This window comes from Aromatoleum evansii (assembly GCF_045689615.1).
GTDB lineage: Bacteria > Pseudomonadota > Gammaproteobacteria > Burkholderiales > Rhodocyclaceae > Aromatoleum > Aromatoleum evansii.
This window is the reverse complement of the sequence record NZ_CP141259.1, coordinates 2,679,929-2,703,944: the sequence shown is the minus strand read 5'-3', so window position 1 is coordinate 2,703,944 and position 24,016 is coordinate 2,679,929. Positions and strand designations below refer to the sequence as shown.

24 protein-coding genes and 3 pseudogenes are annotated in these 24,016 nt (G+C 63.8%); 21 read left to right on the top strand and 6 right to left on the bottom strand.

Features of this window, described 5'->3' with window-relative positions; genetic code table 11:
* Positions 1–65: 65 nt before the first annotated feature.
* A complete protein-coding gene (gene istA, locus U5817_RS12740; RefSeq protein WP_407278191.1) occupies positions 66–1,559 on the top strand; it encodes an IS21 family transposase in 1,494 nt (497 codons plus the stop codon).
* Positions 1,549–2,373 carry an IS21-like element helper ATPase IstB gene (gene istB / locus U5817_RS12735; RefSeq protein ID WP_407281012.1) on the top strand — a complete coding sequence of 275 codons (825 nt, stop codon included), beginning with the start codon at positions 1,549–1,551 and terminating at the stop codon, positions 2,371–2,373. Before istA ends, istB begins: the two co-directional genes overlap by 11 nt.
* Positions 2,374–2,519: 146 nt before the next feature.
* Here istB and U5817_RS12730 read toward each other — a convergent pair whose 3' ends face one another.
* Positions 2,520–3,599, bottom strand: a complete 1,080-nt coding sequence (locus U5817_RS12730) for a caspase family protein (RefSeq protein ID WP_407281006.1) — start codon at positions 3,597–3,599, stop codon at positions 2,520–2,522.
* A gap of 757 nt (positions 3,600–4,356) precedes the next feature.
* On the opposite strand from U5817_RS12730, the pseudogene U5817_RS12725 reads away from it, so the two are divergent.
* Together U5817_RS12725 and U5817_RS12720 are read left to right on the top strand one after the other, a co-directional pair.
* A pseudogene (locus U5817_RS12725) lies at positions 4,357–5,025 on the top strand (IS110 family transposase); the annotation flags it as partial.
* A 585-nt stretch (positions 5,026–5,610) separates the two neighbouring features.
* Positions 5,611–6,375 (top strand): metallophosphoesterase family protein, encoded by a 765-nt coding sequence (locus U5817_RS12720; RefSeq protein ID WP_407281005.1) that lies wholly within the window; start codon positions 5,611–5,613, stop codon positions 6,373–6,375.
* A 54-nt stretch (positions 6,376–6,429) separates the two neighbouring features.
* Here the strand turns inward: U5817_RS12720 and U5817_RS12715 are convergent, their stop codons facing one another.
* Together U5817_RS12715 and U5817_RS12710 are read right to left on the bottom strand one after the other, a co-directional pair.
* Complete coding sequence (locus U5817_RS12715; protein ID WP_407281003.1) at positions 6,430–6,552, bottom strand: hypothetical protein; 123 nt, start codon at positions 6,550–6,552, stop codon at positions 6,430–6,432.
* Between the two features lie 61 nt (positions 6,553–6,613).
* Positions 6,614–7,075 (bottom strand): RrF2 family transcriptional regulator, encoded by a 462-nt coding sequence (locus tag U5817_RS12710; RefSeq protein ID WP_407281001.1) that lies wholly within the window; start codon positions 7,073–7,075, stop codon positions 6,614–6,616.
* A 121-nt stretch (positions 7,076–7,196) separates the two neighbouring features.
* Between U5817_RS12710 and U5817_RS12705 the strand changes: the two genes are divergently transcribed.
* The 9 genes from U5817_RS12705 to U5817_RS12665 all read left to right on the top strand — a co-directional run bounded on the left by U5817_RS12705 (position 7,197) and on the right by U5817_RS12665 (position 13,918).
* A complete protein-coding gene (locus U5817_RS12705; protein WP_407280999.1) occupies positions 7,197–8,822 on the top strand; it encodes a cbb3-type cytochrome c oxidase subunit I in 1,626 nt (541 codons plus the stop codon).
* Positions 8,823–8,825: 3 nt separating this feature from the next.
* The gene (locus U5817_RS12700; protein WP_407280998.1) at positions 8,826–9,431 is read left to right on the top strand and encodes a cbb3-type cytochrome c oxidase subunit II; all 606 of its coding nucleotides are present in this window, start codon (positions 8,826–8,828) and stop codon (positions 9,429–9,431) included.
* A 21-nt stretch (positions 9,432–9,452) separates the two neighbouring features.
* Positions 9,453–10,040 carry a c-type cytochrome gene (locus tag U5817_RS12695; RefSeq protein ID WP_407280996.1) on the top strand — a complete coding sequence of 196 codons (588 nt, stop codon included), beginning with the start codon at positions 9,453–9,455 and terminating at the stop codon, positions 10,038–10,040.
* 15 nt (positions 10,041–10,055) lie between these two features.
* Positions 10,056–10,682: an SCO family protein gene (locus U5817_RS12690; RefSeq protein ID WP_407280995.1), complete on the top strand. Its 627-nt coding sequence runs from the start codon at positions 10,056–10,058 to the stop codon at positions 10,680–10,682.
* A gap of 83 nt (positions 10,683–10,765) precedes the next feature.
* Positions 10,766–11,269: a hypothetical protein gene (locus U5817_RS12685; protein WP_407280993.1), complete on the top strand. Its 504-nt coding sequence runs from the start codon at positions 10,766–10,768 to the stop codon at positions 11,267–11,269.
* A gap of 301 nt (positions 11,270–11,570) precedes the next feature.
* Positions 11,571–12,083, top strand: a complete 513-nt coding sequence (sdhC, locus tag U5817_RS12680) for a succinate dehydrogenase, cytochrome b556 subunit (protein ID WP_407280991.1) — start codon at positions 11,571–11,573, stop codon at positions 12,081–12,083.
* Positions 12,080–12,424, top strand: coding sequence for a succinate dehydrogenase, hydrophobic membrane anchor protein (gene sdhD, locus U5817_RS12675; RefSeq protein ID WP_407280990.1), 345 nt, complete (start codon positions 12,080–12,082; stop codon positions 12,422–12,424). The genes sdhC and sdhD overlap by 4 nt, the downstream gene beginning before the upstream one ends.
* 19 nt (positions 12,425–12,443) lie before the next feature.
* Entirely contained in the window at positions 12,444–13,139 is a 696-nt protein-coding gene (locus U5817_RS12670; protein ID WP_407280989.1) for a succinate dehydrogenase iron-sulfur subunit, read from the top strand.
* A gap of 650 nt (positions 13,140–13,789) precedes the next feature.
* Entirely contained in the window at positions 13,790–13,918 is a 129-nt protein-coding gene (locus U5817_RS12665) for a hypothetical protein (RefSeq protein ID WP_407280987.1), read from the top strand.
* A 28-nt stretch (positions 13,919–13,946) separates the two neighbouring features.
* Here the strand turns inward: U5817_RS12665 and U5817_RS12660 are convergent.
* Together U5817_RS12660 and U5817_RS12655 are read right to left on the bottom strand one after the other, a co-directional pair.
* Positions 13,947–14,156, bottom strand: a pseudogene (locus U5817_RS12660) (ferredoxin family protein); the annotation flags it as partial.
* A 185-nt stretch (positions 14,157–14,341) separates the two neighbouring features.
* A pseudogene (locus U5817_RS12655) lies at positions 14,342–14,710 on the bottom strand (integration host factor subunit alpha).
* A 479-nt stretch (positions 14,711–15,189) separates the two neighbouring features.
* Here U5817_RS12655 and U5817_RS12650 point away from each other — a divergent pair.
* Positions 15,190–16,212, top strand: a complete 1,023-nt coding sequence (locus U5817_RS12650; protein WP_407280986.1) for an IS110 family transposase — start codon at positions 15,190–15,192, stop codon at positions 16,210–16,212.
* Positions 16,213–17,799: 1,587 nt separating this feature from the next.
* Here U5817_RS12650 and U5817_RS12645 read toward each other — a convergent pair.
* A complete protein-coding gene (locus U5817_RS12645) occupies positions 17,800–18,696 on the bottom strand; it encodes a LysR family transcriptional regulator (RefSeq protein ID WP_407280984.1) in 897 nt (298 codons plus the stop codon).
* A gap of 134 nt (positions 18,697–18,830) precedes the next feature.
* Between U5817_RS12645 and U5817_RS12640 the strand changes: the two genes are divergently transcribed.
* The 7 genes from U5817_RS12640 (at position 18,831) to U5817_RS12610 (ending at position 23,645) form a co-directional block, all read left to right on the top strand.
* The gene (locus U5817_RS12640; protein ID WP_407280983.1) at positions 18,831–19,277 is read left to right on the top strand and encodes a DUF488 domain-containing protein; all 447 of its coding nucleotides are present in this window, start codon (positions 18,831–18,833) and stop codon (positions 19,275–19,277) included.
* Between the two features lie 75 nt (positions 19,278–19,352).
* A complete protein-coding gene (locus U5817_RS12635; protein ID WP_407280982.1) occupies positions 19,353–20,003 on the top strand; it encodes a hypothetical protein in 651 nt (216 codons plus the stop codon).
* Positions 20,004–20,079: 76 nt separating this feature from the next.
* The gene (locus tag U5817_RS12630) at positions 20,080–20,940 is read left to right on the top strand and encodes a 3-hydroxybutyrate dehydrogenase (RefSeq protein WP_407280980.1); all 861 of its coding nucleotides are present in this window, start codon (positions 20,080–20,082) and stop codon (positions 20,938–20,940) included.
* Complete coding sequence (locus U5817_RS12625) at positions 20,940–22,058, top strand: patatin-like phospholipase family protein (RefSeq protein WP_407280979.1); 1,119 nt, start codon at positions 20,940–20,942, stop codon at positions 22,056–22,058. Before U5817_RS12630 ends, U5817_RS12625 begins: the two co-directional genes overlap by 1 nt.
* 26 nt (positions 22,059–22,084) lie before the next feature.
* Complete coding sequence (locus U5817_RS12620) at positions 22,085–22,306, top strand: CDGSH iron-sulfur domain-containing protein (protein WP_407280978.1); 222 nt, start codon at positions 22,085–22,087, stop codon at positions 22,304–22,306.
* A gap of 20 nt (positions 22,307–22,326) precedes the next feature.
* Positions 22,327–23,049, top strand: a complete 723-nt coding sequence (locus tag U5817_RS12615) for a ferredoxin--NADP reductase (protein WP_407280977.1) — start codon at positions 22,327–22,329, stop codon at positions 23,047–23,049.
* Positions 23,050–23,081: 32 nt separating this feature from the next.
* Positions 23,082–23,645 carry a DUF6306 domain-containing protein gene (locus U5817_RS12610; protein WP_407280976.1) on the top strand — a complete coding sequence of 188 codons (564 nt, stop codon included), beginning with the start codon at positions 23,082–23,084 and terminating at the stop codon, positions 23,643–23,645.
* The last annotated feature ends 371 nt before the right edge of the window (positions 23,646–24,016 follow it).

The window sequence follows — 24,016 nt, the reverse complement described above, 5'->3', positions numbered from 1 at the left end:
AAAATTGACCCCGGTGATTAACCTGCCTGCTCGATGTTTGAGCAGGGTTCGAGGAGATGATCACCATGAACATGCTGGGCAAGATTCGGCGGTTGCACTTTCGCGACGGGCTGTCGATCAAGGAGATCTGCCGGCGCACGGGGCTGTCGCGCAACACGGTGCGGCAATGGCTGAGGGCGGGCGAAGGGGCCGAACCGAAGTACCGGCGAACGGCGCGGGAGACGGTGCTGGCGCCCTTCGAGACGCGCCTCGTTCAGTGGCTCGAGGCGGACGCCCGCCGGGCGAAGCGGGAGCGGCGCACGGCGCTGGTGCTGTTTCGGCAGTTGCAGGAGTTGGGCTTCACGGGCAGCTACTCGCGGGTGAGCGAGTACGTGCGACGCTGGCGCGAGGCCGGTGGGAAGCCGGCGAAATCGAGCTTCATCCCGCTCAAATTCGAATTCGGCGAGGCCTTCCAGTTTGACTGGAGCGAGGAGTCGCTGGTGATCGGCGGCTTCCATCGCAAGGTGCTGCTCGCGCACACGAAGCTCTGTGCGAGCCGCGCCTTCATGCTCGCGGCCTACCCGACGCAGAGCCATGAGATGCTGTTCGATGCGCACACGCGTGCGTTCCGGGTGTTCGGCGGCATTCCCCGACGCGGCATCTACGACAACATGAAGACCGCCGTCGATAAGGTTGGCGTGGGCAAGCGGCGCATCGTCAATACGCGGTTCGCGGCGATGGCGTCGCACTACCTGTTCGATCCGGACTTCTGCAACGTCGCCAGCGGCTGGGAGAAAGGGGTCGTCGAGAAGAACGTGCAGGACAGCCGGCGGCGCCTGTGGCAGGAGGCGCTGCAACGGCGCTTCGGCAGCTTCACCGAACTGAACGCCTGGCTCGAGGTGCGCTGCCAGGCGCTGTGGTCGGAACTGGCGTACCCGGACGCCGAGCACCTCACCATCGCCGACGCCCTCACGCTTGAGCGCGATGCCTTGATGCCAATGGTGCCGAGCTTCGATGGCTACGTGGAGGCGATCGTGCCGGTGTCCAGTACCAGTCTCGTGACGAACGAGCGCAATCGCTACTCGGTCCCGTGCGCCTTCGCCAACCAGAAGGTGAGCCTGCGGCTGTACCCCGAGCGGATCGAGATCCATGCCGAGGACGGCCTGGTCGCCACCCATGCGCGCAGCTTCGAGCGCGGCCAGGTCATCTACGACTGGCAGCACTACCTGCCGCTGCTCGAACGCAAGCCGGGTGCCTTGCGTAACGGTGCGCCCTTCGAGGGCTTGCCGGCGCCGCTACAGCGACTGCGGGCGCTGCTCGTCAAACGCCCGGGCGGCGATCGGCTGATGGCCGACATTCTGGCGCACGTCCCCCGACACGGCCTGGAGAACGTGCTGGTGGCGGTCGAACTGATCCTCGAATCCGGCACGCCCAGCGCGGAGCACGTCAAGAATGTGCTCGCCCGCCTGCGCCAGGCGCCCCCACCGACACCACTCGACACGGTACTCGCGGTGACCGAGGCACCGCTTGCCGACGCCGGCCGCTATGACCGTCTGCACGCGGAGAACGATCATGCGTGAGATTGTCGCCGAACTGAAATCGCTGCGTCTGCACGGCATGGCCCAGCGTTACGATGAATTGCTCGCGGAAGGCGGGGTCGGCATCCAGAGCGCCGGCTGGCTCATTCAGTGTCTGCTCGAGGCCGAGGTCACCGACCGGCATGTGCGTTCAATCCGCTATCAGATGGGGGCGGCGCGTTTCCCCATGCACCGCGATCTGTCCGGCTTCGACTTCGGCAAGTCGAAAGTCGATGCGAAGTTGATCGATGAACTCGCCACCGCCGCCTTCACCGATGCCGCCGCCAACGTCGTGTTCATCGGCGGCACCGGGACCGGCAAGACTCATCTGGCGACCGCACTGGGCGTCAAGGCGATCACTGAGCACGGCAAGCGGGTACGCTTCTTCTCCACCGTCGAGCTCGCCAACAGTCTGGAACTGGAGAAGGCCGCAGGCAAACAGGGGCGGCTCGCGCACGCGCTGATGCACGTCGATCTCGTGATCCTCGACGAACTGGGCTATCTACCCTTCAGCCAGGCCGGGGGAGCCTTGCTCTTCCACCTGATCTCCAAGCTCTACGAGCGCACCAGCGTGATCATCACGACGAACCTGACCTTTGCCGAATGGCCCGCCGTGTTCGGCGACGCGAAGATGACCACTGCGCTGCTCGACCGTCTCACGCACCACTGCCACATCGTGGAAACGGGCAACGAATCCTTCCGTTTCCAGCAAAGCAGTCAGACGGCCAAGGCGCGCGTCCGGGCGCGCGAGGTGAGCCGAGCGGCGCGGCCCGTCGAGTCCCTGGATGTGACCGCGGAGCCGGACGCGCCATTCTGAGCCCCGAGGGGGAGGAAGCGGCTGCGGGCTACGCCCTTCGCCGCTTCCTCCCCCTCGGTCGATACGACTACACTTCACTCCAGCCAATCAATGATGAACGGCTAAACCCCCGGGGTCAGAATTCGGTGCACACGGGGGGTCAAAATTCAACGCGCGCGGACAGTTTGTGTCTCGAATTGTCGGGTTTCCGGGGCACCAAGGATCGCATTCTGTGCCGTGGTAAAACCGATCTCGGCTGCGGCGTGGGCGATGGTGCCCTCCGACAACCGCGGCAGGGAGGCCGCGAGAACGCCTGCGCCGACGTGTTTGAGCGCGAGGCCGGCAACGTCGACAATCGTTGGCACATCCGGTGGAACGGGGGATGGTTGCGGTGCCGGAACCGTCACCCGGCCAATAAAGGTCGTCTCACCTGATGTCACGTAGGCATCAGGAATCTGGCGAAGTTTGATCGACTTGGCTTCGGCCCTCTTGCGGACCTCACGTTCGAGATAGGACTTAAGCATATTGTTGGGCACCACTCGCATGCCGTTCACGATGCGCACCATCGTGTCGTCGGGACGTTCGAATGCGCCGAGGAAGCTCGCGGTATAAATGCCCTCGTAGGCGGCGACACTCTCCTGGAGTGCGACCTCGAAGGCGGGGTCACCCGGCAGGGCCGCAAGAAACTGGTCCACCTCCGCACGCACGTTGCGAGCGACGCCACGATTCGGGAAAATCAGGCTGCCACGCACGCGTCCGGTGCCGAGACTATCGGGCGTGGAACGGCAAGCATCCGAGATGAAGACCACATTCGGGATCGCCGACTCCCTCGCGAGTTCGACGCTTTCGCGCAGGCTGACGGCTTCATTCGGGTTGTCGGGGGCTTTCGAAAGCAGCCAGTGTTCGGAATAGCCGCTGAGAAAGCCGTGGCCGGAGAAGTAGATCACCAACTGGTCGAGCGTACCGCGGCCGACGAACTCCTCGATGACATCGAAGATCTCGCTTGCTCTGACGGGCTTGCTATCGTCGACGAGGCATCGCACCTCGAAGCCTTCGGCTTCGAGCCAGTTCGCGACGCTGCGGGTTCCGGACGTCACCCCTTTGAGCACCGGCAGCTTGCCTGCCTTCTTGACTCCAATCACGACCGCCGCCCGCCGTTTGTGGCCGCCAGTCTGTGCGAGAACAGGCCAGGCCGCGAGCATTCCGGCCGTGGTGACGCCCATAGCAAGAAAATCGCGCCGTTTCATTTCGTTCCCTTGATGATCGTCACGTCCGTCCTTGGGGGCCCACTACGACCGGGTCACGTCCCGTTCGACGCGTTTGCAGCCGGCGAACGTTCACGGATCCGTGAGGAACCACCGACGGGCGGAGGAACTATTTGCTCTGGTTAATCGTAGGACCCCGCACGCCGTTCGTCGAGTTCGCACAAGCGAATGCAGGCCTAGCCCCCGGCCTCGCGCGCGATCAGATAGCCGGTGATGGGATGTACACAGATATGACGCCACTCGTGCTCGCAAATCCGACGGCGCGGATCGAGGAGCGCCGGGTCCGTATGCAACTCCCCCACATCGTGAAGCAGGGCGGCCGCAAGCAAACGGGTCGGTGCCGATGCGCAGACGGAGAGTAGTAAGGGCTCTCGCGAGTTCGACCGACGCGGGGGACACCAACTGGCGACAACAACTTGCTGAGCCAAGGCGCACAACAACCAAGGGATGTGGAGACGGATCGGTGAGGATTGCCTCGCAGAATGAAATTCATAGAAATGATCAACACTCCTTGAATTTCATTGCTCACAACGATGATGGGGCGAAAATTTCAACAATCGTTTATTTTTTTGCGGGGTGATGCTACCCCGAGACGTTGGAATTTCCTCGGTTGCCGAACTCGGCAAAATTGTTCGGGCCGTTCACAAGGCGTCGGGGCTGACCCAACGCGATGCCGCGGCGCTGTGCAACGTCGGACCGCCCTTTCTGAACGGCCTGGAGCAAGCCAAGGCTACGGCTCAGCGTTCTCGCCCTGCATCGACTGCGCGCTCAACTGCTGAAATTCAGGATCATGCAAAGCAACGCCCTGCGCGGATTGCTCTACGAATTCGGGGAAGTTCTTCCCGAGGGCTACGTGGCACTGTCCAAGGCTTTGCCGCCCGCATTGGCGACACTGGATGCGCGCCTTCCCGGTGTTCTAATCGATAGCCTGCGCGAGCAGTGGGCAAGAGTACAACGCCTCGACGCCGAGATCGCCACGATCGAACGACGCCTGGCGAGCATCCTGAAAGAGACGCCGCAGTGCCAATCGGTGGCAGCCATTCCCGGCGTCGGGTTGCTGACTGCGACGGCCGCGGTCGCGAGCATCGGCGACGCACGAACCTTTAAGTCGGGACGGGAGTTTGCCACCTGGTTGGGATTGGTGCCCAAGCAGCGAGGGACCGGAGGATGGGTTCGACAACTTGGCTTGTCCAAACGAGGCGACGTCTACCTGGGAACATTGCTGATGCACGGTGCACGGGCGGTGATCGTGCGTGACAGTGACAAGCCATGGCTGGCGGGGTTGCTCCAACGGCGCCCCTACAACGTGGCGGTGGCTGCCGTCGCCAACAAGTTGGCACGCACCATCTGGGCCGTGCTGGCCAAAGGTACGCCCTTCGACGCGAGTCAGTTCGCTACCGCGGCGTGAGGTGCGATGCCAAACTTCCACTGAATACTCATTCAACAACTTCTCCAAGGAGCGCAAGCGATTCATTGTTGATGGCAGACAGGTCGGACCGGGACGGGGTAAGCCTGATAGGGAACGTGAACTTCGAGTTCGTCAATCAGATGAGGCCCCCGCCAGCGGATTCCATCAGGGCCAGCAGGCTTACCGCCTGCGCATACAGGCCGGATATAAGACTGCATCCTCACCTTGAATGCCAGACGCGAAAATCACTTGTCACTCCGAGAGGCGTCCATATAAGGGGTCCCCTAAAGGGGCGGAGTCGTCGATCGGCAGTGATGAGCGGAGACGGGTGTTCGTCGAACATGATTTGGGTGTGGGCGGCAGCGCGTGGTCTTCGACTTCCCGGATTGTCCATCGGAAGGCGGGTAGAGTAATCAGCGCAGCAACCACACCGCCTTACCGGACCACTTCAAGTGTCTTCCGCGCAGGCAATGCACCAGAGCTTGGCAACCGAAACCAGGTCGGGAAGCAAAGGCGACTGTTACTTTTCCACGGGATCTTTCATCCAATGGCGAGCATCGGATGAATGAATTGCGTGAGGCGTACATGAAACTTCAGATCGTATCGGACGTCCATCTCGGGCTTGCACCCTGCGAAATCCCCGACACCGGCGCAGACCTGTTGATCCTGGCGGGAGATATCCACCGTCCGCGGGAAGCGCTGTCTTGGGCTACTGCATTGAAACGACCCGCGATCTATGTGGCCGGCAACCACGAGTATTACGGCTCGAGCATTCCCGCGACGAATCGATTGCTACGCGAACTCAGTCGCGACAGCCTGGTGACGGTGCTGAACTGCGAAGAGAAACGGATGGGCGATGTGCGCATACTTGGTGCGACGCTGTGGAGCGACTTCCGCATCGCCGGCGAAGGTCCGCTGCGGGATCAGGCCATGGACGACGCCGTTCGCTTCACCCGCGATTTCAGCCGCATCGCGGCAGACGAAGGGCAGAGCGAGCTATTCACGCCGTGGCACTGCGCCGCCCTGTTTGAGGGACACGCAAACTGGCTCAAGGCGCGGCTCGCGGATCGGTTCGACGGCATCACCGTCGTTGTGACCCATTTCGCGCCGTCGCCACGCAGCATCGCCCCGCGATTCGCCGGATCGCCGCTCAATGCGTGCTTCGTCTCGGACCTCGAGGTCTTGGTCGCTGACAGCGGCGCGGCGGTTTGGATACACGGCCACACTCACGACAGCTTCGACTACCAGCTTGGCGGCACGCGCGTGCTGGCCAATCCGCGTGGTTACGTGCTCAAGGGCAGCGCGGAAAACTCCGTGTTCGACCCGGGATTCACCGTGGAGGTGGGCTGAAGGCGCAGCGCCGATTCGCCCCCGACTGAGGCGACGCCGTCGAGCATGCCCCTGTCACTCGGGCGTCTGCGTCCCCGCGTCGGCTTGTTGTTCTTCCAGCTTCCTGATGCGCTGCTGAAGCCTTCTTTCGTCGTCGCGACGTTGCGTCGCGTCACGCGCGACGGCAACCGAACCCATTACCTCTCCGCATCCGCCGTCTGCTCGACGAGCAGGCGGGGAATGTCGATGGCGTCCGTGCTCATGTGCGTTTCTCCAGTACGCGGGGGCGGGGGCGGGGAATGTAGGGCGCGATCTCCGCGGCGTTGCCGAGGATGTCGGCTAGGGTCAGGCCGTCGAGGACCTTGAAAAAGGCCTCGAGCGCCTCGCGAAACCCTGCCTGTAATCGGCACACCGGCGAGAGTACGCAGCGGTTGTTCGAACGGTTGAAGCATTCGACGAGAGCGAAATCCTGCTCGGACGCGCGCACCACCGCACCGATGCTAATGTCCTCCGGGGCCTTGCGCAGCCCCACGCCGCCGCTGCGACCCCGGATGGTTTCGATCAGACCGTCCTGGCCAAGACGGTGGATGATCTTCATCAGGTGGTTCCTGGATATGTCGTAGCTCTCCGCAATCTGTTGAATCGTCACCAGTTCGCCGCGGTGCAGGCCGAGGAAGATCAGCGTTCGGAGGGTGTAGTCGGTGTATTCGGTGAGCTTCATCCGCGCGACTCGCAACTAAAGATGTATTGACGATATTGCTTTTATAGGGCGAGCACAATAAGATGTATTTGCGGCATAGCAATTTGCGGCAATAGTTATTCTCTCTCGGCGCGTGCTCGTCATGGACATTCCTTCGCTGTTGCTATCGTCGTTCATCATTGCGGTGACCGGGTTGTTTTTCTTCATCTGGTCCCTGCGCAAGGGCCTGCTCGATCCGGATCCGGCCGCCGCCAAGGTCATCTTTTCGCGTGGCGAGATCGGGCGCGTCGAAGAGCCGGCAGTGCCGGGCGGCACGGAGCGTGACCTGCAGCGTACGATGGCCGTCTTGGTTGGTGAGCCGGACGCGAAGGAATTGCAGACGCGGATCGCCGCAGATGCTTCGTCGGCGCGCCCAGCCTTCGTACTGCTCGGATTCGCCGTGTTCTGGCTGCTGGTTGCGTCGCTCGCGGGGCTTACCAGTTCGATCAAGCTTCACGAGCCGGATTGGCTGACGCAGTACGCGTGGCTGAGCTTCGGGCGCATCCGAACCATCCATCTCAATGCGGTCGCCTACGGCTGGGCGCCGATGGCGGCCCTCGGGATCGCGTTGTGGATGCTGCCGCGCCTGCTCAAGACCACGCTCGAGGGCGCACGCGTTGCGATAGGTGGCGCCATCCTGTGGAACATCGGGTTGGCGATCGGCATCGGCGGCATCGCAGCGGGCATCACCGACGGCATGGAGTGGCTGGAAATACCCGGGCAGGTGGGTGTCCTGTTCGCGCTCGGCGGGGCAATGATCGGACTGCCGCTGGTATTCACCTTGCGCAGGCGCAAGGTCGAGCACCTCTACGTGTCGGTCTGGTACATGGGGGCGGCGCTCTTCTGGTTCCCCGTCCTGTACATCGTCGCCAAACTGCCAAACCTGCACTTCGGTGTCGAGCAGGCGACAATGAACTGGTGGTTCGGCCACAACGTGCTCGGGCTTTTCTACACACCGCTGTCGCTCGCCGCTGTCTATTACTTCCTGCCCAAGGTCATCGGCCGGCCAATCCAGTCCTACAACCTGTCGCTGATCGGGTTCTGGTGCCTCGCGTTCTTCTACGGGCAGGTGGGCGGCCACCATCTGGTAGGCGGACCCGTCCCGGAATGGCTGATCACCTTGTCGATCGTGCAGAGCATCATGATGATCGTGCCCGTCGTGGCGTTCTCGCTCAACCAGCACCTGACGATGCGGGGGCATTTTGCGGCCCTGCGCCATTCACCGACGCTGCGCTTCGTGGTGCTCGGCGGAATGATGTACACGCTGAGCTCGATCCAGGGGTCGTTCGAGGCCCTGCGCAGCGTCAATACCGTCACCCACTTCACCCATTTCACCGTCGCGCATGCCCACCTAGGGTTGTACGGCTTCGTCACCCTGGTGATGTTCGGCGCGATCTACTTCGCGATGCCGCGCATCGTGTCCCGGGAGTGGCCCTTCCCGACGCTGATCGGGGTGCATTTCTGGCTGGTCACGATCGGCTTCGCGATCTACTTCGTGTCGCTCACCACGGCCGGCGTGCTGCAGGGCATGAGCATGCTCGATGCGGGCAAACCGTTCATGGAGTCCGTGCGCGTCACGGTGCCCTGGCTGGAGGGACGCTCGGTCGGCGGCGCGCTGATGACGCTCGGCCATCTCGCCTTCGCCGCACATTTCCTGCTGATGGCGCTGGGGCGCGGTCCCCGGCGCAGCGGCGCCGCCTATCTCCGTCCTCTCGTCCCGACTGCCTGAGCCATGGAAAACGAAGTCAAACTGATTTCCGGCGCAATGGTGACCCTGGCCATTGCGACCGCCTCACTGGTCGTGCTGCCCTACCTGCAGTTGCGCCACGAGCCACCGACGCCAGGGTTGAAACCCTATACCGATGCGCAGCTGCGCGGCCGGCAGGTATACATCCGGGAAGGGTGTGTGTACTGCCATTCGCAGCAGCCGCGCGATCCCTCCCAGGCGCCGGACGACAAGCGCGGCTGGGGCCGCCCCTCCGTCGCCGGCGACTACTACTACGACAGTCCGCATCTCCTCGGCACGATGCGCACCGGCCCGGACCTGTTCAACATCGGCGCGCGCCAGCCGAGCGCCGACTGGCAATTCGGCCACCTCTACCAACCGCGCGCCTACACGCCCGGCAGCATCATGCCCGCTTACCCCTACCTGTTCGAGATCAGGAAGCAGGCTGAAACGGGCGACAAGGTGGTTGCCTTGCCGCCGCAGTTCGTCCCGGTGGGCGGCGTGGTCGTGGCCACCCAAGCGGCGCAGGATCTCGTGAGCTATCTCCTCGCCCTCGACCGGACCTTCCCCGCGTTGGCGCCAGTCGCCGTCGCCGGCCCGGCCTCCAACTGATCCGCAGCCGTACCGTCCGAAATGTCTGACATATCCCGCAACGACCGCGCCCAGCGGCGCGAGAACCGCGATCCGCAAGAATCCTTCAATCCCGTGCCCCGCCTGATGCTTGGACTGATCGGGGTGCTGTTCGGTTGGGCGCTCTTCTACATCTACACCGCACGGCCCGCGACCTTTCCCTCGCTCGGAGATCGCCGCAGCGCCGAAGTGCTCGCAGCCGTTCCCGCCAGGGCCGTGGACGGTGAGCAGATATTCGGCGCCAACTGCGTCGCGTGCCACCAGGCGTCCGGCGCCGGTATCCCGCTGGTGTTCCCACCACTTGCAGGCTCGGCTTGGGTCGATGGCAGCGAGCACGTCCTGATCCAGATTTTGCTGCACGGGATCAAAGGCAGTATCGAAGTCGCAGGCAGCACCTTCAATGGCGAGATGCCGGCCTTCGGCGAGAAGCTGGGCGATGCCGAGATCGCCGCGGTCGCCAGCTATATCCGCAGCCAGTGGGGCAACCAGGCAGGGCCGGTGACAGCTGAAACGGTGCAAGATCAGCGCAAGCTCACCGGGGGCCGCAGCACCCCTTGGAACGGGGGCGCCGAACTCGCGACGCTGAAATAACGCGCCCCGAAACCCATGCGGACTGTCATCGCTTGCGTGCTCATCCTGTTGCTGGGGCTTGCGGCGTTCTCGCAGGTCAGCGCCGGCTTTCGGGTCGTCACCAGCGAGGCCGCACGCCGACTCGCCGTGCGCGAACATCCGCCGCTGATGCCGGACGTCGGCCTCGTCGACGCCCGCTTTACCCGTGACTCGCTGCGCGCCGATCTGGTCGCGGATGGGCGCATCGCCCTCGTCGACTTCATCTACACGCGTTGCGAGTCGGTGTGCCGCGTGCTCGGCAACGAATTCCAGCAATTGCAGCAGGCGATCCTCGAGCAGGGGCTGCAGGAGCGCCTGCGCCTGATCAGCATCAGCTTCGACCCGACGCACGACAACCCGGACGCTCTGGCGCGCTACGCGAGTCAGATGCAGGCGGCCCCCGCCGTGTGGCGCATCGCGACGGTCGCCGATGTGCGGGAACTGCGCCCACTGCTCGAGGCCTTCGGGGTCGTCGTCGTGCCGGACGGCACGGGCGGCTTCGTGCATAACGCGGCGATCCATACCCTGCGGGCGGATGGCCGGCTGACCCGCATCGACGATCTCGGTGCCGTCGGGAGCGCGCTTCGCGCAGCCGCGGCGCGCTCCGGCGAGCGGGCGCAATGAGTTCGCGAGGGCGCGCGCTCGTCGGTCTGACGCTTGTTGCGGCATGCACTGGGCCATGGGCGCGCGCCTGGCTGGAGGCGGACATGGCCCGTCACATGCTCCTGCAGTTTCCGTTGCTGGTCCTTGCCGGCGTGGCGCTCGCTTCGTCCTTGCCTCCGCGGGCGCGTACATCTATCGCAGCATTTAATGCGCACGGCCTCGCTGGCCTGTTGCTATGCCTGCTGGTATCGGGATTCTGGATGATCCCGCGCGCCCTCGATCAGGCGCTGCTGTCGCCGCACATGGAGCTCGCCAAGTTCGCCACACTGCTCGCTGCCGGGGGCGCCCTGCAGCTGTCATGGCGGCTCGCGGGGACGATAATCCAGACCTTTTTCATCGGGAACTGGGCGTGGATGACGGCAGTGGCCGGGCTCCTCTACCAAGACGTTTCGGCTCGCCTGTGCAATGCCTATCTGCTCGATGAGCAGGTCTTCGCGGGAAGGGGGTTGGTGGTTCTGGCGGTTGTCGTGCCGTCCGTGTTGATTGGCGGGCTCATGTTACGGGGAAGTCTTGCAGCGAGTCCGGATGTTCCGGTGAACGCGGACTGACGTGCTCACCGCTTGGTCAAGCGAGGCAGAGCGGGGCGGTCCGCGAATACACGCAGCCCGCATGACAGGGCCGCGACCACCTGTGCGGGGCGGATGTGCCGCGGTTGTGGGCGACTGCCTGTCAACGAGCCGGATCTCCATGAACGGAAATCGATGAATACCTCCTGGTCCGAATCGCTCGCCTGCGGCGAAGCGCCGACCGATTCCGGGGCGGGTATAAAGATGCATTGACGTTGACTCTTTCGTAACTCCCTCTATATTGGATTGGAACGGACGATGCTCATTCGCGCGCAGGTCTGCCGTGCGCACCGACCTCGCGCGGCGGGATCGAGGCGCGGCGCGACCGGCGAAGGGCCATGGAGGTGATCCGGATCGCCGCGGGAATACCTGCCGTCGTCGTGGCTTTGAAACGGCCTGGGAGGCCACTATGCGAGCAGGGTCGGCCGGTGCGCAGAAATTTCTGAATCTGTCGCAGATCCGCTTTCCAATCGGTGCGATCGCGTCGATCGGACACCGGATTTCGGGCGTGCTGCTGTTGGTGAGCCTGCCACTTCTCGCGCTCGCGCTCGACCGCTCGCTTCGCAGCGAGCCGGAGTTCGCGGCTGTGCGCGACCTGATATCCGAGCCCTGGCGGGTGCTGCTCCTCGTCATTCTCGTTTGGGCCGCCGCGCATCACGTACTCGCCGGTGTGCGCCACCTGCTGATGGACATCGGCGTCGGGAGCCGCCTTGCGCAGGCACGCACCAGCGCCTGGGCCGCGATCCTCGCGGCGGGGATCGTCGCGCTTGCGGCCGCGTTGAGGTGGCTGTCGTGAGGCTCTTTCACGGGCAGCGGGCCTGGGTGCTGCAGCGCGTGACGGCGCTCGTGCTGCTGGTCCTGATTGCGTTGGGGGCAGCCACGCTGCTGACGGGACCGTCGCTCAGCTATGAAAGCTGGCACGCGCTGGCGACGAGCACGCATGGCGCGGTGCTAATCGTCGTGTTCTTCGCCGCACTGTGTCTGCACGGCTGGATCGGCGCGCGCGACATTGTCCTCGACTACATCCACGCGCCCGCGTTTCGGCTGCCGGTGCTTGCGCTGATCGCGGTGATCCTGTTTGCGATCTTCATCCGCGTCGTGCTGACGATGGCGGCGCACTTTGCCAGCGGTGCTTAAGAGCGGCGGAGGAGAGAACATGCGAGTCAGCATCTACCGCTTCAACCCCGAAACCGACGCGAAGCCGCGCATGCAGGATTACGACGTCGCGCTCGAGGCGAGCGACAAGAAGCTGCTCGACGTGCTGATGCGACTCAAGACGATGGACGACAGCTTTTCGTTCCGCCGTTCCTGTCGCGAAGGCGTGTGCGGGTCGGATGCGATGAACATCAACGGCCGCAACGGACTAGCGTGCCTGACGTCGCTGCCGGGCCTGAGGGAGCCGGTTGTCCTTCGGCCGCTGCCCGGTTTTCCCGTGATCCGCGACCTCATCGTCGACATGACGCAATTCTTCGCGCATTACCACTCGATCAAGCCTTACCTGATCAATAACGAGGAGCCGCCCGAGCGCGAGCGCATGCAGTCGCCCGCGGAGCGCGAGAAGTTGAACGGACTGTACGAATGCATCCTGTGTGCGTGCTGCAGCGCCTTCTGTCCCTCCTTCTGGTGGAATCCGGACAAGTTCATCGGTCCGGCGGGTTTGCTGCAGGCTTACCGCTTCATCTCCGACTCCCGCGACACGGCGACCGCGGAGCGGCTTGCCTATCTGGACGACGTGTATCGCCTGTACCGCTGCCGCACGATCATGAACTGCACCGAGGTTTGCCCCAAGGGGCTGAGTCCGTCGCATGCGATCGAACGTATCCGGCTCGCGCTCGTGCGTGAGTCTTCGTAGCGGGTGCGCCTGCCAGACAGCCACGGGAACATCATGGGTCATTCGCCTCCATTGTCGATGTTGCATCCGGTCAGTGCCTCGGTCGAAGGGCGGCGGACCGTTGATGCCGACGTGCAGGCCAGGCGGCTCGGCGCGCACGAACTGTTCTCGAGACTGGACTCCGGGGATCTCGCCCGCCTGACTCGGGGCGCGCGACTTCGCCGCCTGGATCCCGGGGAAGCGCTGTGGTTTGCCGGCGAGCGCGCAAGCCACTTTGCGATGATCGAATCGGGCATCGTCCAGATCCGGCAGATGACGCCGACCCGGCGAAGGGATCGTCGTCGGCCTGTTCCGGTCGGGCGAGGCGATCGGGCTTGCCGCTGCGCTCGAGCACGAGGTCTTCCCGGCGGACACCATCGCGATCTGCGGACCGGTCGACGTCCTGTCTATCCGCGCAGACGCGCTGCGCGAATCCCTGGGCAACTCCCTCGCCGTCGGCCTCGCCGTGAACCGTGCACTGCTGCGGCACACCGCCGCGCTACGCGCGAAGATCGACATCGTCAGCTCCGTGCCGCGGCGCCTCGCGGTGCTGATGGCGATTTGGCCGGCCGACCGACGCGGGTACAGTTGTCGTCGACGTGCACCTCGGCCGCGATGAAATCAGCCAACTCGTGAGCGCGTGGGTCGAGACCGTGATCCGCATCCTGAGCTGGTGGCAGAGGGCCGGCTGGCTCGCTACTCGGCCCGGCGGGATCGAGATCATGGGCACCGACATGCTGCAGCGGATCGTCGACACCTGAGCTGGGCGGCTGCGCGACGGCTGCGCCATCAACGTTCGAGCAGCTTGAGCTTGTCCTTCACCGCCGCCCAGAGCCCAGCATCCGGTGGAGCCAGCTTGACCTCGACGATCGGTATCCACACCTTTGCCAGCTCCTCGTTGAGCGGGATGAATCGCCGCTGGTCGGCGGGCACGTCGTCCTCGGCGAAGATCGCGTCGACGGGGCATTCGGCCACGCACAGCGTGCAGTCGATGCAGTCCCGCTTGGCCGAACTGAAGTGGGTGTTGCCAGACACGGGAGAGGCAAGCAATGTCTGCCCGCCGGACCCGTCGAATCGCGCCTCGGCCGATCAGGCGGGATGCAGTGTACTCGCGGTCTTCGGATCAACTGTCAAAGGGGCGCCTCTTGCGGTTCGCGGGTACTGGTCCTCACTCCGCTGGCGACTTACATGAATTCCTCGACCTCACGCGAGGAGCTCCGCGTCGCACCACTCGGTGCGGTCGCCGTACCGGCTGCCCCCGACGGCCGATTGCCGCGGCCAACTGCAAGTTTGAGCTTGTCACTGTGGTGAAATACCACCACGCGGCGCGCGCTGATGAGCGCGGTTTCGCCCGTTTTCGGATTTCGTCATGGACGTGCGCGCTTTTCACGCACCTGAAAGCTGCCAAAGCCCGACAACTTGACCTTCTGCCCGCCGATGAGTGCGCCGGCAATCTCCTCGAAGAACGCTTCGACCATTTCGGCGGCTTCTCGCTTGTTGAGACCGATGGCGGCGGCGATGTCTCGGATGAGATCGGCTTTGGTGAGGGTCATGGTGAGGCGACTCGCGCGACGTGGAGGGATGTGGCTGAGAGCGCAGTAATCGATGCCTTCGGCCGCTGCAGCAAGCACTGCCTTGCCGACGGCGAGAAGGTTGGGGCGACGGGAGGCGGCGCGGCGTACCGGGACGTGCCGCGGCCCGTGTGGCCGAGGATTGCAGGGCGACGTGTAGCCGTCGAGATCGCCCTCGACGCGTTCGTGGCACAACGGGTGAGTCAGGTGAGTCAGTCGCTATTGCGCCCGGTTACGGCCGAGCGGCGGGGGGCTTTGCCGCGGATGGGTAGGGCAGGGAAGCAAGGTGCGCCCGTATGAATCCTTGCGCGGTAATGGCAAACGAATTAGGGCAGGGGAGCCGCTCCAACTTCTGGTCGTCGGCCTTATGCAAAGCTAATGAAATGGACTCCCCCTCCGTCTAGCGGGAAACTGACCCGGTCGCGGCCATGACGGCCGCGCGCCAGCCAAGGAGGTGTGCCATGAACGTTGTTCGCATCGGTCTCGACATCGCCAAGTCTGTCTTCCAAGTGCACGGCGTTGACCCACACGGCAAACCCGTTATCAGGAAGACATTGAGCCGCTCCCAAGTGTGCGAGTTTTTCGCCCAGCTGCCGCGTTGCCTAGTCGGGCTTGAAGCGTGCGCCGGATCGCACTACTGGGCTCGGGAACTGGGCAAGCTCGGCCATGACGCACGGTTGATGGCCGGCCAGTTCGTGAGCCCATACCGCAAGAGTGGAAAGAACGATGCGAACGATGCCGAAGCGATCTGCGAAGCGGTTGGGCGGCCGAACATGCGGTTTGTACCCGTGAAGTCGGAGGAGGCCCAGGCGGTTCTGACGGTGCATCGAGCGCGTGCATTAACGGTATCCGAACGTACTGCGCTGGTAAACCAAGTCCGCGGCCTGCTCGGTGAATTTGGCATTGTTGCTGCAACAGGGGTTTCGCACGTGCGCAAGTTACTGGCCGAGATCGGCGCCGGCGGCAAGCAATTGCCAATTCTTGCCCGCGAGACGATGGGTGAGCTCCACGACCGGTTGCGCGCGCTCGACGAGCGCATCTTGGCCTACGATCGGAAGATCGAGGCGCTGGCGCGCCAGAGCGAGCCCGCGCGGCGACTGATGGCGATCGAAGGCATCGGTCCCATCACCGCCTCTGCCCTCGTTGCCAGTGTCGGCAATGCCAGGACCTTCACCAACGGCCGCCAGTTTGCAGCCTGGCTGGGTCTGACGCCACGGCAGAACTCTAGCGGCGGCAAGGCGAAACTCGGAGCGATCAGCAAGCGGGGTGATGTCGTGCTGCGAACCTTGCTGATCCACGGTACACGCTCGGTGCTGCGTCTTACCGCTCAAAAGCACGACCAGAAGAGTGTGTGGGCCGAAGCGCTCAAGGCGAGAAGCTGCGCCAATGTCGCGGCCGTCGCATTGGCTGCAAAGCATGCGCGCATCATCTGGGCGATGTTGGCCCGCGGCACTGATTATCGGAGTGCAGCCGTGCCCGCTTGAATCCGCTGCATTGACTAGCCAGAAAGATCCCTGCCTGAAGATTGCGAGCGAAGCGTGTTGATGGGATGACGGTGCAAACCGACGCGGCAAGAGCCTGCTTATGGGAATGGTCGAAGCCAGACCGCGAAGCTAATGAGGTGGCCGCGGAACGTATGTCATCAGGGCTGGCGCCGACGGGCGTCACAGTAGGCCGGATAGATTCCTGCAGGTTTGCTTACAGAAGCCCAAGACCGTCACTTGCAATTCCGGGGGAGTCCATAGATTCCATAAGGCCGATTATGCAAAGTTGTCGATTATGGAAAGTCGTAAGTGGCGGATTCCTGGGAAACCTTGCTGAGAGCGGTTCCGCTGGTGGCTGACGTTGCCGACGACTCTGCATAATTTCGACGGTCATCCGAGCCAACAATCGATGCACAGCCGACAGTCCCGAGTTGCGCTACGGATCGTCGGACCATGCTCGGCCCGGATTTGCTTGGATTTTCCACTGACGGTCTTCGCCTTGGCGCTCCGAGGGTCATCGTTAGCGTCTATCTCGTGCACCAGTGGCTCCGGCTATCGCTCGTTGATTATGGAAAGTGCGATCCGCGGCCTTGCCGCGTCGTCGCTGTCTTCGCGGCACATTTCACCGGGCGGGTTTCGATAATCGACGACTTTGCATAATCGGCCAATGCTGACGGCCACCTTGCCCCGATTGAGCCGCGGAAGTGTTTCGGAAAGCGGCCGCACGGCGCTCAACGCCGTTGAACGGCAGGTCCCCGGTTCATCGATTTGGTGGTATCGACCCACAAAAGACATTCATCGTTGAGGAAGTTTAGTGGCAGGTTCTTGTGTGGAGCAGTTGTACAATGTGTGCGGGGGCTGGTTGAGAACCAATCGGTCGGAGCTGCGGCCAGCTGCCGCCGAGCGCGCAGCCGCAGTGCAGTTGCATATCCACCGGACAACGTTCTCGCGGATGTCCAACAGGTTTTAGTTACGTCGGCACGTGGCATGCTTCGGGGAGAAAACAATGCTCAATTCACGAGAACTGCTTCTCTTCTTCGCATTTTCCGGTAGCGTCATTCCTTGAATCCATGAAAGCCTGGAGCGGCAAGGGATTCCGATCGTTTCGCATTGACATCACAAACGAATAGCTTCTTAGCATAGGCCTTGCCAGCTCCTTCAGAGGCGCTTCCTGCAGCGATATTTCCGTCGGTCGTAACGCTCGGCTGGCGAACGGCGCACGTAGCATTAGCACTGTCTCCGTCTATGTTAATGAACCATCCTCCAGCGGGAGGACGTCACCATTTTCAATAGAGGACTGCTTATCCGTCTTTCAGAATCTGGACGTTTGGCAGTAAGTGCCGAACCTGGACGTCATTAATCCGCTTGATAGCGGTTTTCGGAGCGAGTTGGCGTGACCGACCGGCTGTCGGTGAGTGACTGCGCCGAGCGACTCGTACGCTCCTAATTCCCATTTACGACGTAGCACGCCAGGTGCGGTTCCGGCACCCAGTCCTGCACCGATGGCGGCAGCTAGATATTCGGTCGCACGGTCGATCGGTGGAAAACGGCCGCTGTTCCAGCCCTGTGTCGAGACCGCCCTTTCTGTCATTCGTCGGCGCTGCCTGCACGACGCTCGACACTCTTCTTCTCAGAACTTCTAGGCCCCGCAGCGACGTGCCGCAGTCCCGCGAGCGCCGGCGTCACGATCTTCGGATCAGCGCTGTCGGAGTAGACGGCGTAAGCGGGATACGGGAACTCTGGAGCGCCGGGCACACGGTGCAGACGTCCGCTCTTCAGATGACGTTGGACTGCCTTCAGCCGGAAGTATCCGGATCCGCCAGCCTGAAGCAGGTACTCCAATCCCAAGGGACCGAAGCCGACGAACGTGCCGACGTTGGAGAGCTCCGGGAACGCCAGGTTGTGATGCGCCGCGAACTCGCGCCCCCAATCCACGAAGACATACTCGGTCGCGTTCTGCGTCTGATCGCGGCGCGAGGTCGTCACCAGGACGAGCTTTTCCTCGATCAGCAGCTCAATATTCAGACCCGGCCTCTGCTGGGGAGCGTACACGACCGCGATGTCGAGAATGCCCTCCGTCACCTCGTCGATCAGGCTGCCCGGCATTCCGACTTCGGCGCGTAGCGCGACTTGCGGCACCGCATGCCGCATCCACAGCAGCCAGTCGACCAGCAGCGGCTCCCAGAGGCTGAGCTCGCACCCCACCATGACGACCCCGCGCCGGCCAGGCGGGACCGCGACCTGATGGCGCGCCCGCTCCCACACCTGGACGAGCGTCTGCGCGTAGCGCAAGAAGCGCTCCCCGGCCGGCGTCAGCGATGCGCCCGACTTGTTGCGCACGAAAAGCTTTCGCCCGAGCAGCTCCTCGAGCGCTCGCACGCGCGCGCTGACGGCCGTCTGCGTGATGTGGAGGCGATCCGCCGCCCGCAGGAAATTGCCCGTCGCGACGATCTCCAGAAAGGTGCGGGCGTGGTTGATGTCCATCGCGTTCTCCGTACTTCTACAGGGTGGCCTGTTCTATGAAAAGTTTTGCTTAAAAACACCATTATTATTCATTGTACTTTTATTCGTGAACGCAGGACCATGAGCTCCAACGCATCAGTTAAGGGAACCCGCCCATGGCAGCCACACGACCCCGCGCGCGCATTCAGCCCCGCGGCGCGCGCTGCGCAGTCGGCCTGAAGCGCGCCTACGAGCACCCGTCCCCCGGAGATGGCATGCGGGTCCTCGTCGACCGGATCTGGCCGCGCGGTCTGAGCAAGGAGGACCTCGAGGTCGATCTGTGGCTCAAGGACGTCGCGCCGAGCGATGCGCTGCGCCGCTGGTACGGGCATACACCAAGCCGCTGGGAGTCGTTTGCGGCGCAGTACCGCGCGGAACTCGAGCAGCGCGCCGATCTGCTTCACCTGCTGGACGAGCTGCGACGGCGCGGCCACATCACGCTGCTCTACGGCGCGCGCGACACCGACCGCAACAACGCAGTCGTGCTGCGCGATGTCCTCGAAGAGCGACGATGCGCACGGCGCACTCGGAAGGAAACGGGCAAGGACACGATGGGCCAGTGACGGCCTCGCCGTCGCTAGCAAATCCGATACGTCGGTTCGGATGATCGCTGTTGAGATACCGACAAGGAGATTGTGATGAAGACCTTGGTTACAAAACGCCGTGCGTTCACCGCTTCCATGTTCGCGGCATTGTTGTTTCCGGCCGTCCCGCTGTGGGCACAGCATACCGAGCAGCACGCGGCCGCCAACAAGGTCGCAGCAAGCAACGGCGTGATGCGCGACCTGTGGTTGGCCCACATTTTCTGGATCCGCAACGTGGTCGTCGACACCTTCGCGGGGAACAAAAAGGCGGCGGCGGTGGCGGAGCAGCAAGTCGTCGCGAACGCGAAGCAGATCGCGGCAACGATCGAGCCGTACTACGGCAAGGCGGCTTCCGACGAGCTGCTCCGGCTGCTCGCCGGGCACTACGACGCGGTAAAGCACTATGTCGTCGCGACCGCCGCAGGCAGCAAAGACAAGCAGGCAGCCGCGGCCGACGGCCTGACCGGCAATGCAAGCGCGATCGCCAAGTTCCTCAGCGGCGCCAACCCGAACCTGCCGTTCGACACGGTCAACGGTTTGCTGGTGGCCCACGGCGGGCATCACATGAAGCAGACGCAGCAGCTGCGGGCCGAGCAGTATGCGGAGGAGGCGCAGACCTGGGAGGCGATGACGCAGCACATGTATGTCATCGCCGACGCGCTGGCCGGGGCGATCGAAAAGCAGTTCCCAAACAGGTTCGGTTGAGGCCGCCTCGAAGGGCAGGCCCGGCCCGGGCGGATCCAGGCGGGCTACCCGAGACTTACAGTAGGAGGGCACGCAAATGGACATCGGATCGACGATCGCGCAGCAGGCGCGGGAGCAGCATTCTGCGGGCGCCATACCGACGCGGACCGCCTCCACGCTGGAAGGCAAGAATGCCCTGGTGACCGGGTCTACCTCCGGCATCGGACTCGGCATCGCGACGCGCCTGGCCGCGTCGGGCGCCAACGTGGTGCTCAACGGATTCGGTGACCCGGCGGAGATCGAGCGCCTGCGTGCGCGCCTGACGGCCGAGCACCGGGTGAGCGTGACCTACGAAGACGCAGACATGACCAGACCCGAGGCGATCGCCGCGATGGTGGCCCGGATGATCGACCGGTTCGGCTCGGTCGACGTCCTCGTCAACAATGCCGGCATTCAGCATGTCGCCCCGGTCGACGAGTTCCCTCCCGACCGGTGGGACGCCATTATCGCGATCAATCTGTCGTCGTCGTTCCATACGGTGCGGGCGGCGCTGCCGGCGATGAAGGCGCGGCGCTGGGGCAGGATCATCAATATCGCCTCGGCGCACGCGCTGGTGGCGAGCCCGTTCAAGTCGGCCTATGTCGCGGCGAAGCACGGCCTTGCGGGTTTGACGAAAAGCGTCGCGCTCGAAGTCGCGGAGCACGGGATCACGGTCAATGCAGTGTGCCCCGGATACGTGCTCACGCCGCTCGTCGCCAAGCAGATCCCCGACACCGCCAAAGCGCGCGGCATCTCGGAAGAGGCCGTGAAGCGCGACGTGCTGCTCGCGGCGCAGCCGATGAAGAAGTTCGTCACCGTCGAGGAGGTCGCTGCACTCACGGCGTTCCTCTGCTCACAGGAGGCGGCGTCGATCACCGGTGCGCTCCTGGCGGTGGATGGCGGCTGGACGGCGCAGTGATGACCGCGTTTCAGGCAAGGGTCCCGGGCCAGATCGTCCTGGTGCTGCAGGGCGGCGGCGCACTGGGCGCCTACCAGCTCGGTGTGTACCAGGCGCTCCACGAAGCCGGCCTCGAACCCGATTGGGTGATCGGCACATCGATCGGGGCGATCAATGGCGCGATCATCGCCGGCAACAGGCTCGAGGACCGAATAGTACGGCTGCGCGAGCTCTGGCAGCGCGTCGGACAGGCGCCGAGCTTCCGGGGTTGGCAGTATTGGCCCGGCATGCGCGAGGCATTCGCCGAGTTACTGACTCTCGTGCAGGGAATTGCGGGATTTTGCTCGCCGCGGGCGTCGTTGTGGGGCGGCGTGCAGGCGAAAGTGGGGCTCGAGCGCGCCTCCTTCTACAGCAGCGAGCCGCTGCGCGCGACGCTCTGTGAGCTGGTCGATTTCCGCGCACTCAACGCCGGGCGCCCGCGGCTTACCGTCGGCGCCGTCCACGTGGAGAGTGGCGCCATGTGCTACTTCGACAGCAGACGCGCCCCCCTCGACGTCGAGCACGTGATGGCATCGGGCGCCCTGCCGCCGGGCTTGCCGGCGGTGCGGGTCAAGGGCGAGCCCTACTGGGACGGCGGACTGTACTCGAACACCCCGCTCGAGGCCGTGCTCGACGACAACCCGCGGCGCGACTCGCTGATCTTCAGCGTCAATGTGTGGCAGCAGACCGGCCACGAGCCGGCGTCGATCTGGCAGGCGGTGGCGCGGCAGAAAGACATCCAGTACGCGAGTCGCGCCGACAGCCACATCGCGCGCCAGAAGCAGATCCACCACCTGCGCCACGTCATCCGCGAGCTGGCCCGGCGCGTGCCGGAGGGCGAGCGCAACAGCGCAGAAGGGCGCGAGCTGGCCTCGTGGGGCTGCCACACGACGATGCACGTGGTTCAGCTGCTTGCCCCGCAGCTCGACGGCGAGGACTACCTGAAAGATCTCGACTTCAGCGAAACGGGCATCCGCTGCCGTCGCGAAGCCGGGTTCGCGGACGCGCGCCGCATCATCGAGCGCGCGCCCTGGGAAGCACCCGTGGATCCGATGGAAGGCGTCATCGTCCACGAACTGTCTGCCCGCACGGGCGGGTAGCCATTTGCACTCGAAAGGAGATCGTCATGTCACGCATCGTTAAGCGCACTCATTCCGAGCCGTACCGGCTCGCCATCGGCGGCGAGGAGAAATATCTCTGCCGCTGCGGGCTGTCGAAGACCCAACCCTTCTGCGACGGCTCGCACCAGCTTACCCGGGGCGAGGACAGCGGCAAGCTTTACTGGTACGACGATGCGGGACATCGCCACGAATCGACGGAGGGCTTTCCTGAAATGCGCACGTTCTGAGCGGCGATGGAGCCTGCAACATGGCAATCGTCGAATCACGATTGATGCAGTGCGAGCGCGTGGCAGAAGGCACGATGGCGTTCCATTTCTCCAAGCCGGCGGGGTTCCGGCATGAGGCGGGACAGTCGGTCGTGCTGACCCTCGTCGATCCACCGGAAACCGATGGCGAAGGCGACAGCCGCGCCTTCACCATCGCCAGCGCACCGCACGAGCCAGAGCTGATGATCGCTACGCGCATGCGCGACACGGCGTTCAAGCGGATCTTGAAGACGGCGCAGATCGGAACGGCAGTCCGCCTGGACGGCCCCAACGGCGCGATGGTGCTGCATGACGACGTGGCGCGTCCGGCGGTGTTTCTTGCTGGCGGAATCGGCATCACGCCGTTCCTGGCGATCGTCCGGCATGTGGTGCAGCAGCAGATTGCGCATCGTATCCATCTCTTCTACGCGAACCGGCGGCCGGAGGACGCCGCTTTCCTGTCCGAGCTCCAGGAGATGGAGCAGCTCGCGCCTGGCTATCGCCTCATCGCGGTCATGAGCCAACCAGAGCGGTCCGCCCTGCGCTGGTCGGGCGAAACCGGCCATATCCGGCGCGAGCTGCTGGTTCGCCATCTCACCGACCTGAGGAGCCCGATGTACTACTTCGCTGGGCCGCCTGCGATGACGATGGCGATGCGCGGCATCCTGCAGGAGATCGGCGTGGGCGAGCGGGCCATGCGATACGAGGAGTTCTACGGCTATTGAAAGGACCCAGGGTCATGGAAGATCTGAACGAGATGAAGGCGGCGTTCGATGCGAAGCGTTCGCCCGTGCTGCATCGGAAGGAAAGCGGCTACAGCTCTCCGCCCTGCTATGCCCACGAGATCGCGCCGGATTACTTCGGGGAGCCGCCAATCATGTCGGCGGAGGAGATCGTCAGATTCCTCAACACGCTGCTCGAGGCGGAGCGCGCAGGCGCGAAGCTTGTCGCGGCCCTTCTGAGCGAGCACGAGCCGCACACTCCCGCATGGAAGCGACTTGCCGACGTGCAGCGCGATGAGGCGAAAAACTGCGCGATCCTCATCGATCTCATCGAACGCATGAGCGACACAGCGAGCCCGGCGACCAGCGATTTTCTCCGCAAGGCCCTCGCCGTACAGGGCAAGGCGGCGCGGCTGCAGCTCCTCAACTGCGCGCAGAGCTGGGTCGCGCGCATGATCAACGAAGCATTGCCCTACATGGAGCAGGGCTTCGTGCGCGGCCCGCTCTTCGCCATGCAGGAGTCGCACCTGCTCAATATCGAAGCATGCGAGGAACTGGCCAAAACGCTCGAGGCCGGATGGCAGCGGGACCCCCGGTGAGGAGCCAAGCGCCGATTATCCGCGCCGCGAAGCCGCCTGTCGCGCGCCGCCGCCGTGCCGAGGCAATCAACCTTTGACACAGCTGCGGCGGGCGCCAACGGCGTTCCCGGATCAGATCGACAGCAGGAATTGGATGAGATTCCTTTTCTCCGCGTCGCTGAGCGCGAGGCGGAACAGTCCGTCGTAGTGGTCGATGATCTCGACGGGACAATTCCACCGTTGCCCTTCGCTCCGAGTATCCGGCCAGAAGTCGGTAGCGAATACCGACCTTTGATCGCTTTTTCAACAAATGGTGAAATGTTGAAAACATGACGACCGCTTTCGGCCGGCATGCGGCCGCAAGCGGATTGAAGCGGACGTTCGAGTGGCAG